The organism is Rahnella contaminans, from assembly GCF_011065485.1.
Classification (GTDB): domain Bacteria; phylum Pseudomonadota; class Gammaproteobacteria; order Enterobacterales; family Enterobacteriaceae; genus Rahnella; species Rahnella contaminans.
Map to the genome: position 1 here is coordinate 558357 of NZ_JAADJS010000001.1, position 15458 is coordinate 573814.

The 15458-nt window shown below is 56.7% G+C and carries 12 protein-coding genes and 1 pseudogene; 5 read left to right on the forward strand and 8 right to left on the reverse strand.

All coding sequences use genetic code 11. The annotated features are described in order from the left end of the window. Positions 1–93 precede the first annotated feature (93 nt). Positions 94–420: pseudogene (locus GW579_RS02555) on the forward strand (ArsC/Spx/MgsR family protein); the annotation flags it as partial. A gap of 7 nt (positions 421–427) precedes the next feature. Here the strand turns inward: GW579_RS02555 and GW579_RS02560 are convergent. The 4 genes from GW579_RS02560 to GW579_RS02575 are packed head-to-tail and all read right to left on the reverse strand — an operon-like array spanning position 428 to position 5531. Continuing rightward, positions 428–2059 carry a dipeptide ABC transporter ATP-binding protein gene (locus GW579_RS02560; protein ID WP_165057338.1) on the reverse strand — a complete coding sequence of 544 codons (1632 nt, stop codon included), beginning with the start codon at positions 2057–2059 and terminating at the stop codon, positions 428–430. After that, entirely contained in the window at positions 2056–2895 is an 840-nt protein-coding gene (locus tag GW579_RS02565) for an ABC transporter permease (RefSeq protein ID WP_165057340.1), read from the reverse strand. The genes GW579_RS02560 and GW579_RS02565 overlap by 4 nt, the downstream gene beginning before the upstream one ends. After that, positions 2892–3887 carry an ABC transporter permease gene (locus tag GW579_RS02570; RefSeq protein ID WP_165057342.1) on the reverse strand — a complete coding sequence of 332 codons (996 nt, stop codon included), beginning with the start codon at positions 3885–3887 and terminating at the stop codon, positions 2892–2894. Before GW579_RS02570 ends, GW579_RS02565 begins: the two co-directional genes overlap by 4 nt. Before the next feature lie 21 nt (positions 3888–3908). Beyond that, positions 3909–5531 (reverse strand): ABC transporter substrate-binding protein, encoded by a 1623-nt coding sequence (locus GW579_RS02575; RefSeq protein ID WP_165057344.1) that lies wholly within the window; start codon positions 5529–5531, stop codon positions 3909–3911. Between the two features lie 310 nt (positions 5532–5841). Here GW579_RS02575 and GW579_RS02580 point away from each other — a divergent pair, with 310 nt between their 5' ends. Then, positions 5842–7134: an NtaA/DmoA family FMN-dependent monooxygenase gene (locus tag GW579_RS02580; protein ID WP_165057346.1), complete on the forward strand. Its 1293-nt coding sequence runs from the start codon at positions 5842–5844 to the stop codon at positions 7132–7134. A gap of 907 nt (positions 7135–8041) precedes the next feature. On the opposite strand, the gene GW579_RS02585 is transcribed toward GW579_RS02580, so the two are convergent. The 3 genes from GW579_RS02585 to GW579_RS02595 all read right to left on the reverse strand — a co-directional run bounded on the left by GW579_RS02585 (position 8042) and on the right by GW579_RS02595 (position 11020). Continuing rightward, positions 8042–9382, reverse strand: a complete 1341-nt coding sequence (locus tag GW579_RS02585) for an LLM class flavin-dependent oxidoreductase (protein ID WP_165057347.1) — start codon at positions 9380–9382, stop codon at positions 8042–8044. Positions 9383–9450: 68 nt separating this feature from the next. Continuing rightward, positions 9451–10011: a GNAT family N-acetyltransferase gene (locus GW579_RS02590; RefSeq protein WP_152326091.1), complete on the reverse strand. Its 561-nt coding sequence runs from the start codon at positions 10009–10011 to the stop codon at positions 9451–9453. A gap of 10 nt (positions 10012–10021) precedes the next feature. Then, positions 10022–11020, reverse strand: a complete 999-nt coding sequence (locus GW579_RS02595; protein WP_165057349.1) for an LLM class flavin-dependent oxidoreductase — start codon at positions 11018–11020, stop codon at positions 10022–10024. Between the two features lie 521 nt (positions 11021–11541). Between GW579_RS02595 and GW579_RS02600 the strand changes: the two genes are divergently transcribed. Genes GW579_RS02600 through GW579_RS02610 form a run of 3 tightly spaced genes read left to right on the forward strand, consistent with a single transcriptional unit; the run spans position 11542 to position 14127 of the window. Continuing rightward, positions 11542–12438, forward strand: coding sequence for an ABC transporter substrate-binding protein (locus GW579_RS02600; protein WP_152326093.1), 897 nt, complete (start codon positions 11542–11544; stop codon positions 12436–12438). Then, positions 12435–13373, forward strand: coding sequence for an amino acid ABC transporter permease (locus tag GW579_RS02605; RefSeq protein WP_228389045.1), 939 nt, complete (start codon positions 12435–12437; stop codon positions 13371–13373). Before GW579_RS02600 ends, GW579_RS02605 begins: the two co-directional genes overlap by 4 nt. Further along, positions 13366–14127, forward strand: coding sequence for an amino acid ABC transporter ATP-binding protein (locus GW579_RS02610; protein ID WP_152326094.1), 762 nt, complete (start codon positions 13366–13368; stop codon positions 14125–14127). The genes GW579_RS02605 and GW579_RS02610 overlap by 8 nt, the downstream gene beginning before the upstream one ends. On the opposite strand, the gene GW579_RS02615 is transcribed toward GW579_RS02610, so the two are convergent. After that, the gene (locus tag GW579_RS02615) at positions 14114–15451 is read right to left on the reverse strand and encodes an MmgE/PrpD family protein (RefSeq protein WP_165057351.1); all 1338 of its coding nucleotides are present in this window, start codon (positions 15449–15451) and stop codon (positions 14114–14116) included. The genes GW579_RS02610 and GW579_RS02615 overlap by 14 nt on opposite strands. Positions 15452–15458: the final 7 nt, after the last annotated feature.

The window sequence follows — 15458 nt, forward strand, 5'->3', positions numbered from 1 at the left end:
TAAATAACGTTCCTGACCTTGATAGAAAGCCCGCTTCTGAACTTATTGAATTTGTTTTCGCAAGATTTTCCAGCTTCTTTACCTCGCTGACAGTACCTGGAAACGCCGCCTTCGCGTGAAGAACTGGTGAAACCGATTGCCGCGATGGGCATTTCTGTCAGGGAACTGCTACGCGTTAACACCGCGCCTTATGGCGAACTCGGGCTGGATAATCCGGACTTCACCGATGCGCAGCGCATTGACGCGATACTTTTGCATCCAATCCGGATGAACCGCCCGGTAGTGGTGACGCCGCTCGGGACCGCGCTGTGCCGCCTGTCAGAGAAGGCTCTGGATATTCTTCCGGATGCGCAGAAAGGCGCGTTCACCAAAGAAGACGGCGAATGCGTGGTGGATAAAGACGGCAAGCGGCTTGTCTGAACGGTGTTTAAAACGCTGCCGCCGTTTGCCGGTTTGAACTCACCACCGGCAGGGCATTAATCAGCTTTTGGGTCCACGGATGAGCAGGGCGGTGGAAGACGTCATCGACCTGTCCGTGCTCGACCACGCTGCCGTCTTTCATCACCATCACCCTGTCCGCCAGATGATGTACTACGCCGAGATCGTGCGAAATAAACAGTAGCGCGGTGCGGTGTTCCGCCTGCATTTCGGCCAGTAAATCCAGCACCTGCGCCTGTACGGAAACGTCCAGCGCGCTCACCGGCTCGTCGGCCACGAGTAATGCAGGATTCGGCGCAAAAGCGCGGGCGATCGCAACACGCTGGCGCTGGCCGCCGGAAAGTTCACGCGGATACCGCCGTAAAAATCCTTCACCGAGCTGCACTTCATCGAGCAACTGAAGGATACGGCGACGTCGTTCATCGCCAAAAATGCCCACGCTGTCGAGGCTTTCCCCGATGATTTTTTCCACGTTATAACGCGGATCAAAAGAGCTGAGCGGATCTTGTGCGATCAGCTGAATCCCGCGGCGTTGCAGTCTGCGGACGGATTCGGGGATCTGACTCCAGCGCTGCCCCTGAATAGTAATCGTACCGGAACCGGGTTCAGTCAGGCCGAGCACCATTCTGGCCAGCGTGGTTTTCCCCGAGCCGGATTCACCTACAATCCCCAACGTTTCGCCCGCCGCCAGCGTCAGGCTGACGTGCTTAACCACGGCTTTGCCCGCGTAATGCTTACTCAGATTGCGCACGTCCAGCACCGGTTCGCCGGTGGCGATATTTTTGACGGGCAGCGGCCTGCCGCTCTGGCCGGAGAGTTTCAGCCCGCGCGTGACAGGGCCGGGAATGGCGGCGAGCAGCTGGCGGGTATACGGGTGATCCGGCCTGCTCAGCAGTTTTTCGCCCGTGCCTTCTTCCACCACTTTGCCCTGATGCATCACCAGGATCCGGTCGGCGAGTTGCCCGACCACGGAAAGGTCGTGGCTGATCAGCAGCAGGCTTTCGCCCCGGTCACGGCGCTGTTGCAGCAGATCCAGAATCTGCTTCTGCACCGTCATATCCAGCGCCGTGGTGGGTTCATCGGCAATCAGCAAACCGGGTTTCCCGGCCAGCGCGGTGGCAATCAGCACACGCTGACGAAGCCCGCCGGAAAGCTGATGCGGATACGCCGTCAGCCGGTTTTCAGCATCAGGAATACCCACCGACTGGAGCAGCGAAATGCTTTGCGGATGCAGCTCGTGCGGCTTACCGGCACGGTTCGCCTGCAACGCATCACGTAGCTGCTGGCTGATGCGGCGCAACGGGTCAAGCGACACCAGCGCATCCTGCAAGACATAGCCAATTTTGCTGCCACGAATTTTACGCCAGCGGCGCTGGCTGGCGCCGAGCATATCCTGCCCGTCGATCACAAAACGGTCAGCGGTGATACGCGCTTTGGCGTCCTGTAGCCCCAGCAGACTGCGGGCGGTGACGGTTTTACCTGAGCCGGACTCGCCGACGAACGCGATGGATTCCCCGCGTCTGAGCTGTAAATTCAGGCCGCTGACGGCCGGTTTTTCGCCGTCTGCTGAGGGAAAGGTGATCGAAAGATTGCGGATATCAATAAACAGTGCGTCGCTCATGGCTGTTTCCCTTCAAAAGTGGCCTGCCAGTAGCGGCCAAGCGTGTTCACAGAAATTACCGTCAGGGTGATCGCCACGCCCGGCCAGACGCCAATCCACCACGCATTGCGCAGATAATTACGGCCTTCGGCCAGCATCAGCCCCCATTCTGCGGTCGGCGGTTGCGGCCCCATGCCGAGAAAACTTAAACCTGCCGTGCCGATAATTGCGGTGCCCAGCCCGAGCGTTGCCAGCGCCGGAACGTGCGCGATAGCATGCGGAAGCACATGCCGCCAGACCAGAACGTGGCGTTTGAGGCCCAGCGTGCGCGCCTGTTCCACGTAACCGGAGGACATCACCACAAAGGTTTGTGCCCGCACCACGCGGGTGAAGCGAGGCACAGAAGCGACGCCTAGCGCGAAGATCAGATTGGTGGTGCCGGGGCCGGTGAACGCAATCAGCATCAGTGCGAGCAGTAAATCCGGGAACGCGGAAACCACGTCCACGGCGCGGCTGATCAGCTCATCGGGCGGGCCTTTGAATAATCCGGCGAGTAAGCCGAGCAGGCTGCCTATGCTGACCGCCACGGCCATCGCCGCGAGGCTGATCAGCAGGGAATACCGGCTGCCGTAAATGATGCGCGCCAGCACGTCGCGCCCGAGCTGGTCGGTGCCCAGCCAGTGTTCAGCGGTAGGTGGAAGTTGCGCGTTAACCGGATCGGCGTTCAGCGGGTCGAAATGCGTCAGCCACGCGGGGAAAATCACCGCCAAAGCGACCAGCAGCAAATACACGGCAGCGAGAAGGTAACCGGTGGAAAACCGGCGCTTCACGCCGCCTGAAATCAGCAACTGGCTCATGCATTTTCTCCGTCATTCTGGCCGTTATCCCGCAGGCGCGGGTCGATAAACAGATATAAAATATCCACCAGCGTACTGAGCACGACGTACACCAGCGCGGAGAAAATCGCCACCGCCAGCACCACCGGCAGGTCTTTACCCAGAACGGCGTCGACGGTGATTTTGCCCAAACCGGGGCGGCCAAACACCTGCTCGGTGATCACCGCGCCGCTGAGCAAACCGCCAATCAGCCAGCCGGTCAGCGTGACGGCGGGCAGAGCGGCGTGGCGCAGCGCGTGGCGTAAACGGATAATGCGGTTGCCCAGCCCCCACGCGCGCAACGTCAGCACAAAGGGTTCGTCGAGCGCATCTTCCAGCCCGCGCCGCAATACCTGAGAAACCACCGCGCCCTGCGCCAGTCCGAGGGATAACGCCGGTAATACCAGCGAGGAAAAACTGCGGTCGCCCGCCACCGGGAACCAGCGCAGCGTAAAGCTGAAGATAAACAGCAGCACGATGCCGAGCCAGAAAGAGGGCGTCGAGGCCAGAACCAGCTCGATGCCGCCCGCAATGCGTTGCCCCCAGCGACGGTGCGCGGTCGTCACTGCCATCACCACGGCAAACATCAGGCTGACGACCAGCGCCAGTCCGGTGAGTTTGAGAGTCGGCCACAGCTGCGATAGCACCAGCGAACTGACGTCGGTATTGAGCATATAAGAACGGCCAAAATCACCGTGCAAAACGCGCCAGAGATAGTGCAGATATTGCATATACAAGGGTTGATCCAGCCCCCATTCGGCGCGGATCGCCGCTTCAATCGCCGGTGTTTGTACCTGTTCGCCCATCAGCAAACTGACAATATCGCCCGGCGCGAGATACACGCTGATAAAAGACAGCGTGACCGCGGCCCACAGCACCAGCATGCCGCTCAGCAACCGCCGGACAACGCGACCGCACCATGAAGGCGCTGACTTAGGCCGCTGCGGGGGAATAAAGGTACTTTCAGCCGACATAATAAAGCTCCTTACTTCTGATTAATGCTTGCTCAGCCAGACGTCGTAGGCGTTTTCCGGCATCTGTTTGAACGGTCTGAAACCCACGCCGTGAACGTAAGACGCCGCCGCAATCTGGTCTTCCGGCTCGTAAAGCGGGATCGCCAGCGCCTGCTGCAATACGGCAAAGTTTTGCAACTGGCTGTAGAAGGTTTTACGTTCTGCGTTATCCAGCGTTTGCGACGCACCTTTCAGCAGCGGAATGATTTCCGGTGCATCGGTGCGGCTGTAGTTGATCGAACCACCGGCATTGACCGGCAGGTAATGGTTCTCGATATCGATGCCGTCGGTGTCGGTATTGGAGTTGGCAATTGAGCCAAACTGACCGGATTTTCTGACTTCGGTATAGGTCCCGGAATCGACGTAACGGATTTTCAGATCCACGCCCAGCCGTTGCCGTGCCTGTGCCTGCAAGGCCTGCAACAGGACGTCACGCTGGTCACGCACGGTGGCCTGTGCCTGAATAATTTCGATGCTCAGTGGCTTGCCGTCTTTGGTGCGGATGCCGTCAGCGCCTTTGGTTTTCCAGCCTGCTTCGTCCAGAAGCTGGTTAGCCAGCGCCGGATTATTGCCGTATTTGCCGGTCAGGCTGGCGTCATACAACGGGTCAACCGGCGACGTAATGCCCCAGACGCGCGTGCGTTCGCCGCGATAAATCGATTGAAGGATCGGAGAAATATCCAGCCCCTGCAAAATCGCCTGTCGTACTTTCACTTCCTGCGTCGGGCCATATTGCACATTCAGGAACAGCGAATACGGCGTGCCGGTGTTCAGCGCGTGCTGATAGCTGAAATCCGCGTTGTCCTTGAATTCGCCCGCATCGTTGCCGGACACGCCTTCAATGACATCCACCTGACCGGAAAGCAGCGCGCCGGTGCGAACGGAAGATTCCGGCAGGAAACGGTACGTGACGCTTTCGAGATACGCCGGGCCCTGATGTTTCGCATTCGACGACGCCCAGTGGTAATCCGGGTTGCGCACATATTCAATCTGCTGGCCTTTCTCATAACGCTTAAGAATGAACGGGCCGGTGCCTGCGATATCTGTGCCACCGGCTTTCAGTTGCGGCGATGTCCACGACGACGGTGAGATCAGTTTCAGGCCGGAAGCAAACGAGAGGAACGGGCTGTAAACCTGCTTCAGCGTGAGGGTAACCGTGTGCTCGTCCGGTGTGGCGATGGTATCGATTCGCCCGGCCAGCGCACAAATACTCGAACCCGCGCAATACGCCGGATCCTGTGCATGACGGAAGTTTTCTGCCACGGCGGTGGACGTCAGTTTTTCCCCGTTGGAAAACTTCACGTCATCGCGCAGGGTAAAGGTGTAAGTTTTGCCGTCACCGGAAACGTGATAACCGGTCGCCAGCCACGGGATATACGCGCCGTCCGGCGTGCGCGCCAGCAGTGATTCATAGGCAACGCGCAGGATAAGCTCGGCTTTGGATTGCCCGTTTAACTGCGGATTCAGCGTATTGGGCTCGGTTTCGACGCCCCACGTCAGGCTTCCGCCTTGCTGAGGTTGTTCAGCGGCATACAGCGACTGCCCGGAAGAAAGCACCAGAAGTGTTAAAGCAGAAAGAGAACGCACACCAGCAAAAGATTTCATACATTTCCCGTCAGGTCATTAATCATGAATTATTCGAATAAGCGCATAAATAATAAGGATGCCGCGCTATTAACCGGCGGCTGAAAGGAATTATTAAGGGCAGGTTACTAAGTTGTAAAATCACAATATTTGCTTATCAGCGAAAATAAATGACTTAGCGAAAAATTATTTTTTTGATCAACCAGGGAATAATCAGCAAAATCCGGCTTATCCATATTCAGGATTATGAAATGCTTTTTTCTTCGTGGCTTAATCACCTCTGTTCTCTATTTTTAACGCAGGTTTATCTTTCCCGTTAAAGGAGATCAGTTTGACCAGTTCATCCCGCAGACGTTTAAAAACCCTGGCCGGAGCAGGGAGCGCGATCTACGCCTCTGATGATCCGCGCCCGGATACCGGTATCTCCCGTGCTGTTACGCTGGCTAAAAAAGCGGAGAAAGAGAAATTCACTGCGCTTTTCACCGCCGATTTATTGCAGGCGGATCCCGACGGGCTTTCCGGTTCAACCGGCAGTCAGGATCCGATTGTCACACTCGCCGCGCTCAGCCAGGTGACGTCACAAATCGGGCTGATCGCCACCGTTTCAACCACCTATCAGCACCCGTACAATCTGGCGCGACTGATTGGCACGCTTGATCACGTCAGCGGTGGCCGGGCGGGCTGGAACGCCGTGACGTCCTCGGTGGGTGAGGAAAACTTTGGTGACATTCAGCTCCCCGCGCCGGAAGTGCGTTACGCCCGCGCGACGGAATTTATCCAGGTCATCAATGCTTTATTTGACGCCAATCAGCCGGACGCGGTGACGCGCAGTAAGAACGGTTCGGTGAAAATTGACCCGCGTAAACTGCACCCGATTAATCATCACGGGGATTTTTTCCGCGTACAGGGCCCGCTGAATGTACCGCCGCCGCCACAGCGCAGGCCGGTACAATTTCAGGCCGGGCAATCCGAAGAAGGCCTGAAACTCGGTGCGAAATACGCCGAAGTGATCTACACCTCGCAGCCGACGCTGGAAGATGCCAAAGCCTTTGTTGAGCGCGTGCATCATCACGCCGATGCGTCTGGCCGCCGCGAAAACCGGCCACTGATCATGAACTCGTTCCATTCGATCATCGGCGAAAGCCCGTCAGACGTGGCGCGTCGTCTGTTCGAAAAGCACGAGCGGATTGATTATCAGCAGGGGCGGCTCAAAGTCGCGGATATGTTGGGCGGCGAAATAGACCTGCGCGATTCCCCGCTGGATCAGCCGATCCCGCTGCGGTTACTGCCGGACGTCGAACAGGTCAACCGCCGTCGCGGGCGTGCGGAAATCTTCAAACGTTTCGCCTTACAGGGGCTGACGCTGCGCGAACTGATCATCCAGGCACAGGAAACCGGCCACTGGTTTGTCGCCGGAACGCCGGAATCGCTGGCGGACGCCATAGAAGAGCGCTACCGCGCGGGTGTGCTGGATGTGATTTCATTACATGGATTGGGTCAGGCGGATCAGGAGGATTTACTGTTGAACGGGTTATTGCCGGAGTTGCGGAAACGGGAGCTAATCGACCGCGATTACAACGGGGGGGATTTTCGGGCAAATCTTGGCTTGCCCGGACCGCTTTAAAATCGGATTTTCACTTGCAGTGAGGGCTGACAGTTGATCGTTGATCGAGAAGATTTCGGTTTTTCACTTGCAGTGTGAGGCTGTCGAGAGATCGAGAAAGTTTCGGTTTTTCACTTGCAGTGTGACTATGTCGAAAGATCGAGAAAGTTTCGGTTTTTCACTTGCAGTGTGACTATGTCGAAAGATCGAGAAAGTTTCGGTTTTTCAATAACTGTGATGACTTAACTCACTGCGCCGAAACCGACCAAGAGAGGGAAGTGCTTTCCCTCTCTTGCATCTCTCCCCGCTTTTTCAACAAGCGCTATCGCTCGCTGGCACTGTTTCAGGTGCCGCAACTATTGCCGCGAAAACTTGCCGCTGCGCGGTTCCCTTTCTCGGTTTCGAGCCATAGGTCTCGAAACACTTCGTTCGGCAAGCTTTCTGAAAGCGGCCAGAAGCATAATTAAGGCATTCTCTTTTCTTACTTAATTTCTAGTCGAAACGTCTGTTCATTTTATAAATCACAATCAGCGGTAAGGTTGCGAACTAGAAAATTTGTGGCCGCTTTCAAAACGACGTCGAGTAAGGAGTGAGAAACAGCGAGAGTGTTTTTTCGAGCAGGTTCGAACCCGAGGCGAGAGAACCGCGCAGCGGCGGCGTTTGCGGCACTAGCCGGAGTTACTGGAACTTAGCCAGCGAGCGGAGCGCGCAGTAAAAAAGACGCGCAGATTCCAAAGAGGGCGCGTCATAGCCCTCTTTGGTCGGTTTCGGCGTCAGCCGCTGAGCGATCACTGCAATTGAAAAACCGAAATCTTCTCGATCAATTTATTACCCCTCACTGCAAGTGAAAAACCGAAATCTTCTCGATCAATTTACTACCCCTCACTGCAAGTGAAAAACCGCCTTTTGCTGCGGTCTCAGCAAAAATTTAAACCGTCAGTGCACCGGAATGCACAACCTCAGCAAACTGATTCTCCGGCTCCCGTAACCCCAGATTCCCGCGAAGCGTCCCTTCTTCGTACTCGGTACGATACAACCCGCGTGCCTGTAAAATTGGAATGACGGAGTCAGTGAAGTCATCAAACGCCGTCGGCGTGCCACCGCGAACGATAAACCCGTCCGTTGCTCCTGATGTAAACCAGTGCTCCAGCCCGTCGGCGACGTGTTCGGCGGTGCCGAAAAATGTCGGGCGCGGCGTGGCCGCTTCCAGCGCGGTTTGCCGTAATGTCAGTCCGCGCTCTTTCGCATTGCGTTTGATCTCATCAGTAGTGCTGCGGAAACTGTTCTGGCCTAAATCGCCGATGTCCGGGAACGGCGCATCCGGGTCGTACTGCGCGAAATCATGATGCTCAAAGTAACGGCCCAGATAATCCAGCGCGCTTTCCAGCGTCACCAGTTGCGCGGTTTCCTGATATTTACGCTCGGCATCCGTGACGGTGTCACCGATAATGACGCTGATGCCCTGAAAGACGCGGATGTCGTCGGCGTCGCGGCCATTTTTGACCAGCTGACGGCGGACATCTTCGCGGAATTCGCGTGCCAGCTCCGGCGTTTCCTGACGGGTGTAAATCGCGTCGGCAGCTTCAGCGGCAAACGCTTTTCCCTGTTCGGAAGCACCGGCCTGGAACACGACCGGACGCCCCTGCGGAGAACGCCCCACGTTCAGCGGGCCCTGTACCGAGAAATATTTGCCGTGGTGATTAAGCGTATGCAGTTTGTCCGGCGCAAAGAACTGGCCGGTGGCTTTGTTGCGTACAAACGCGTCTTTTTCCCAGGAATCCCATAAGCCTTTGACCACGCTGACGTATTCGCTGGCAATGCGGTAACGCTCGTCGTGTTCCGGGTGTTTGTCGCGTGAGAAGTTTTTGGCAGACCCTTCCAGCGGAGAAGTCACGACGTTCCAGCCTGCGCGGCCGCCGCTGAGATGATCGAGGCTGGCGAACTGGCGCGCGACGGTGAACGGCTCGCTGTACGATGTGGAAAGCGTGGCGACCAGTCCGATTTTTTGTGTCACCAGCGACAACGCGGAAAGCAACGTAATCGGTTCAAAACGGTTAAGAAAATGCGGAATCGATTTCTCAGTAATAAACAAACCGTCAGCCACAAATAAAAAATCAAATTTTGCCTGTTCGGCTTTTTGCGCTAATTGCTGGCAGAACTGAATATTAATACTGGCGTCGGCAATGGCATCCGGATGCCGCCATGCGGACATATTTCCCGACGCACCCTGAATAATAGCGCCAAGACGTATCTTTTGTTTTTGAGTCATTTTCTTTCCCTTACATGGACGGCTCTTGGAAATAGAACATTGATGAATTAAATAGCGTTAATACGCGATCACACCAGCGTGCGTAATTCCGCGATGGAGCGCACCAGCGGGGCCTGTTCCTGCGCGTCGAAAGCCTGCTGAATCAGCACTTTTCGCAGATAAACCAGCTCGACGCCCAGCGGATTAGTCGCGGTATGAAACGGCTCGTAACCCCGGCGCTGATACAAATCCGTCAGCCACGGGTGTTTGATGGCTGTCGCCAGATACACGGCGGGGGATTTCAGCGTGTCGCGCAAAAAGGTCTCTTCGACATAACGGATAATCTCGCTGCCAAAACCTTGCCCTTTGGCATGTTCCGCCACGGCAAACCAGTGAACAAAAGGCCAGGGCGCGAGATGATTTTTCGCCGGTGTCCACAGAAAACGGGTCGTCAGCGTGGCCGTCAGTTCGCCGTCTTTTTCCAGTACATAAGTGGTTTCATTGCGGATCACATCCCGCACATCCTCCACACTGGCGCGGGTGATAGTGAAATGGATGCCGTGTTCGAGCAGCGGTTCATAGGCTTTTTGCAGCAGCGAATGCAGCGCCGCGGCTTCAGATTCCTGGGCAAGGCGGATCAGATGGCTCATGTTCGGTTCCTTATGCCAGCGCCATGCTGGACGCGGCTAACAGTTCGAGTGAACGCAGGCGCGCCTGTGGCTGTGCGACCGGTGTGTCGATAATGAATTCTTCCACGCCGTAACGGGCCTGCAACGCTTCTAACTGGCGGTGAACATCCTCGCCGGTGCCGTGCAGCACGTCAGACTGGCGTTCTTCAATCTGATGCGACGCTGCGCCGGATTGCCGGATATACGTTTCCGCCTGTTCGAGACTGCCAACATTTACGCTCTGGCCGTCGCTGCCGGTCACACGGTAACGCTGGGTGTTATCCACCAGACGCGCGGCCTGAGCGGCGGTGTCGGCGACAATCACCGGCACGGCGAGCAGGGCGCGTCGCCCGTTGCTGTCGTAGGAATAAGCGGAAAGGGCGCTGGAAATATCGCGTTCGTCGGCATTAAGGTGCGCCGCAAAAACAAATTCCCAGCCGAGACTGGCCGCCAGCCGGGCGCTTTGTTCGCTCGCGCCAAGCAGAAAGCGCGATGCCGACTGCGGCGGTTGTGGCGTGGCCGAAAGGGAATCCACGCCGCGCCCGCGAACCGGCACAGAAAGCCAGTCATCGAGCTGACGCAGCTGATCCGCAAACTCGCCTTTGCGCACCGGATCGACAGCGTATTGCAGCGCGTGGGTAGAAAGCGGCAATCCGCCCGGCGCTTTGCCGATACCGATATCGACACGACCGGGCGCGAGTGACGCCAGCTGATTAAAATTCTCTGCGACTTTATACGGGCTGTAATGTTGCAGCATCACGCCCCCTGAGCCGACCCGCAGTTTTTGCGTATGCGCGAGGATCCAGGCGATGACAATTTCCGGCGAGGAGATCGCGAGTTTGTCGGTGTTGTGATGTTCCGCCAGCCAGAACCGGTGATAGCCCCAGCGTTCCGCCAGCTTCGCCAGTTCCAGCGTCCGGCGCAGCGCCCCGGCGGCATCCTCATGTTCATCCAGCGGACTTTTTTCCAGCAAACTTATGCGGTATCCCATCGTTTTCCCTTGTAATCGCAACACATCATTAACAACGATTATTAAAGTCAGGGGGAAGGGATGTAAAAGAACAATAGTAGCTATGGAGTTGCGGAAATTGGAAAACCTGTGGGTTCGCCGCCCGTAAGAGGTTTACGTCAGGTTCAGGTTCAACGTCGTTTTGAAAGCGGCAAGATTTCGCGGCAATAGCTGTGGCACCTGAAACAGTGCCAGCCAGCGGCAGCGCGCTTAACGCGCTCTCTGGACCAGTTTGAGCGGCGAGCCCAAGGTTTTGAAGTTTTTGTGGGGAAACCCAAGGCTTTGAATTACCCACGCGCCCGCGTAATAACCATTCCCATATTTGTGAAATCCTTATCTCATTTTCTCATTTGTCACCAAAAGGTATATACCCGCAAAATCAGTTCTATCGGCAGGTCGGGCGTTAATTCAGATATGAAATATAAACAGCAATGACCTTGTCGCTTTTACCACATTATATTTGTGGTTTTTCACAGGTATTACACCAGGAAAAAGGTCCCGTCATGACATTATCCAAGTTATTGCTCCCGCTGCTGATTGCCGGGAATTTATCGACTGCATGGGCAGCCGGGCAAATTGTTCCGTCTGCTACCACTTTCCATGTATCCGCCGATGAATCGCTGAAAAGTAAACTGCCAGCCGATATTGCCAAACGCGGATATATTGTCGCGGGCACCAACCCGAATACGCCGCCAACCACGTTTTTCCAGGAAGACAATAAAACCCTCGCGGGCCGTGAAATTGACGTGATGAATGCCGTTGCGGCACGTCTGGGGGTGGAAGTGCGCTGGCAGGATACCGGCGGTTTCGACAACATTATTCCCGGGCTGAAATCAGGCCGCTATGACGTGGCGCTTTCCAATATCAACGCCACCCAAAAACGCCTCGAGCAGGTCGATTTTGTCAGCTATTACGATGCGTCGCGTCTGGGCGTGATCTCCCGCAAAGACGCCAATATCGCGCCGTTTACGTCTTTTGATGCCGTTTGCGGGCAGGAAATCGGTGCCGGTGCGGGCACGACGCAAATCGGACGTCTCGAAGCGGCCAGCAAAACCTGTACGGATGCAGGCAAACAGCCAATCAAAATTGCCGTTTTCCCGGACCGTCCGTCGGGCGTGCAGGCCGTGGTCAGTGGTCGCGTGCCGATGTTCTTTGGCCCGTATGAAGGCCTGACGTATCAGGTCAGCCAGGTGAAACCGCTGGCGCTCTCCGGCACGATTCATGTGGATGACGCACCGGTTTCGGTTGCGTTCCCGAAACAATCTGCGCTGGAAGAGGCCGTTCAGGCATCGCTTAACTCGCTGATTAAAGACGGGACTTATCAGAAGATCCTCGATAAATGGTCGATTGGCTTTGGCGCAGTGAAAGAATCCAAGCGTAATGAAGAGATTTTCGGATGAGCACTGAAACACACGGTCAGCAGCCGGAAGAGCTGCGGATCGTCGGTAAGAAATACATCGGGCGCTGGATAAGCGCCCTGATCGTCGTTCTGGTGCTGGGCGCTGCCGCCCATTCAATGCTCAACAACCCGCGTTTTGAATGGTCAGTGATTGCAGAAAACTTCACCGGTCCGTCGATTTTGCAGGGTGTTTTGATGACGTTGCAGCTGACTGCCATTTCGGTGATTTTCGGCTTTGCCGGTGGCACCGTGCTGGCGCTGATGCGGTTATCGTCCAATCCGGTGCTGGTCGCCGTGAGCTGGGGATATACCTGGTTTTTCCGCGGTGTGCCGATGCTGGTTCAGCTGTTTCTCTGGTACAACATTGCCGCCCTGTATCCCACCATTTCGTTTTCACTGCCCTGGGTAGGGGAAATCTGGAGTGCGTCGGCCAACTCATTAATCAGCCCGTTCAGCGCCGCCGTGATTGCGCTGGTGATGCACCAGTCGGCCTATGCCGCTGAGATTATCCGTGCGGGGATCCAGAGCGTGGGCACCGGCCAGATTGAAGCCGCGCGTGCCCTCGGTTACCGGCCTGCTTCCATATTCCGCCATACCGTGTTGCCGCAGGCGATGCGGGCGATTCTGCCGCCAGCCGGTAATGAAGTGATCGGTCAGCTGAAAACCACCGCGGTGGTGTCGGTGATTTCACTGCAAGACGTGCTGTTTTCCGCGCAGATTATTTATCAGCGCACGTATGAAGTGATCCCGTTATTGCTGGTCGCGACGCTGTGGTATCTGGTGCTGACGTCGCTGCTTTCGGTGATTCAGTATTACGTCGAGCGTCATTTCAGCCGCAGCAGTTTGCGCAAGGTGAAGCGTAAATCTAAACCGCGTGACGAGACGCCGCGGGCGGTGAATACCGGCCTGAATGCAGGAGAAACCAGCCATGGGTGAGGCGATTGAGTTTCGAAAAGTCACCAAACGTTTTTCAGGAAACACCATTCTCGACGAAATCAGCCTGGATATTCCGGCGGGTTCGGTGACGGTGATTTTAGGGCCATCCGGTTCCGGGAAATCCACGTTGCTGCGCTGCATTAATCATCTGGAAAAACTCGACGGCGGCACCATCCGTATCGGTGGCGAACTGGTCGGCTACCGGCAAAAAGGCAATGCGCTTTATGAACTGAGCAGCGGGAAAATCGCCGCTCAGCGCAGCCGTACCGGTATGGTGTTTCAGCAATTTAATCTGTTCCCGCACCGCACGGTGCTGCAAAACATTACCGATGCGCCGTTACGCGTGAAGAAACAAAACCGCCAGCAGGTGCTGACCAAAGCCCGTGCACTGTTGCAGCAGGTGGGGTTAGCCAGCCGCGAAGATGACTGGCCGCAGCAGCTTTCCGGTGGGCAGCAGCAGCGCGTGGCGATTGCCCGTGCGCTGGCGATGGATCCGGAAGTGATGCTGTTTGATGAACCGACATCGGCGCTCGATCCCGAACTGGTGGGCGAAGTGTTGCAGGTCATCAAAAAGCTGGCGCATTCGGGGATCACCATGGTGATCGTGACGCACGAAATTGGCTTTGCGCGTGAAGTCGCCGATAACGTGATCTTTATGGAAGGCGGAAAAATCGTGGCGTCGGGGCCGGTGAAAGCCGTGCTGGATGAAGCGGAGAACGTCCGTGTCCGCAATTTCCTGTCTACCGTATTGTAGAGTCTGCTCTGAAAAGTAAATCACACAGCTGCGGCAAACTGTCGCGGCTTTCCAGCCTGCTCAGTGCCACAATATTGGCCCGCTGTGCTTCCGTCATATCCGGTAAACAGGCGCGCAATTTCCCCGGTAAATCGAACGCAATCGCCAGACTTTGCTGACGCGTAAAGCGTTTTTGCCGCGTTTCTCCGTTGCGTAAAAATACCGTAACCTGATGAAAACGAGCAGCCGGGTTGAGCTCATCCGGCGGGGCGCTAAGATCCGGATGACGCGTGACACGGGCGGCCAGCGCGGCAATTTCGGCATCCGGCGGGTTTTCTGAGAAATCCTGTATCAGCAAGGCCTCGCGCAGCAGGCTGGCGGCAATCACGTATTCCAGGCTGAAACGTGCCTCGATACCGTTCGACGGCTCGCGCACTGACGCTGCAATATCACCGCCCGGCGGGAAAGACACTTCAATCCGCTCCACCGCATTTATCAGGTCGCTGAGCGGATCCCCCTGTTGCAGCCAGTCCTGGCGGATTGCCCGTGCGGCATCGGCGGCGCTGTGCGTGCCGCCACAGGTCGGATACGGTTTGAATTCCAGCCCCGGTGAGACGATACGCCACGGCGCGCCCCAGCTTTCGGTGAGTTTTTCCGGCTGCTGCTGACCGGCGCAATAAGCAGTGAAAAAGCTGTCGAGCACGTTTTCTGACTGACCGTGAAAACCGGCCAGCGTCAGCAGGGTGGCCGTGACCGCAATTTGCGCCGCCAGCCCGGCGTGCAGCGGTTTAACCGCGCTGCCAAACTGCGCGCGTAAACCGCCCGCCTGCGTAGCCGCCGTCCCCAGAATAAGGGCCGTTTCCGGTTCGCTGGCGCCGGCCAGCCGCGCACAGGCCGCCGCCGCGGCAATCGTGCCGAGCGTGGCGGTATTGTGGAAACCCAGTTTGTAATGCTGCGAACCGGCGGCCAGCCCGAGGCGACCGGCGGTTTCCACGCCCGTCACCCAGGCATTGAGAAACTGCTCGCCGCTGATGTCTGGGCGATCGGCCGCCAGCGCCAGCAAAGCAGGCAAAATCACCACGCCGGGATGACCGCGAAAGTCCGGGTGAAAATCATCGAAATCCAGCGCATGTCCGGCGTAACCCAGTAACACGGCGCGCGTCTGTGCATCGTCTGCACGGTAAACCTGTTGCAAACTTTTCAGCCCGGAATCGCCGGCTTCGCCGCGCACAACGGGCAGGGTGACGGCCAGAAAATCGAGCAATCCTTCGCGGGCATTTTCACGCGCTTCGGCGGAGGGACGCGCACTGACAATAAGCTTTGCCAGCGATGAAGTCAGTGTCATGTTTTTT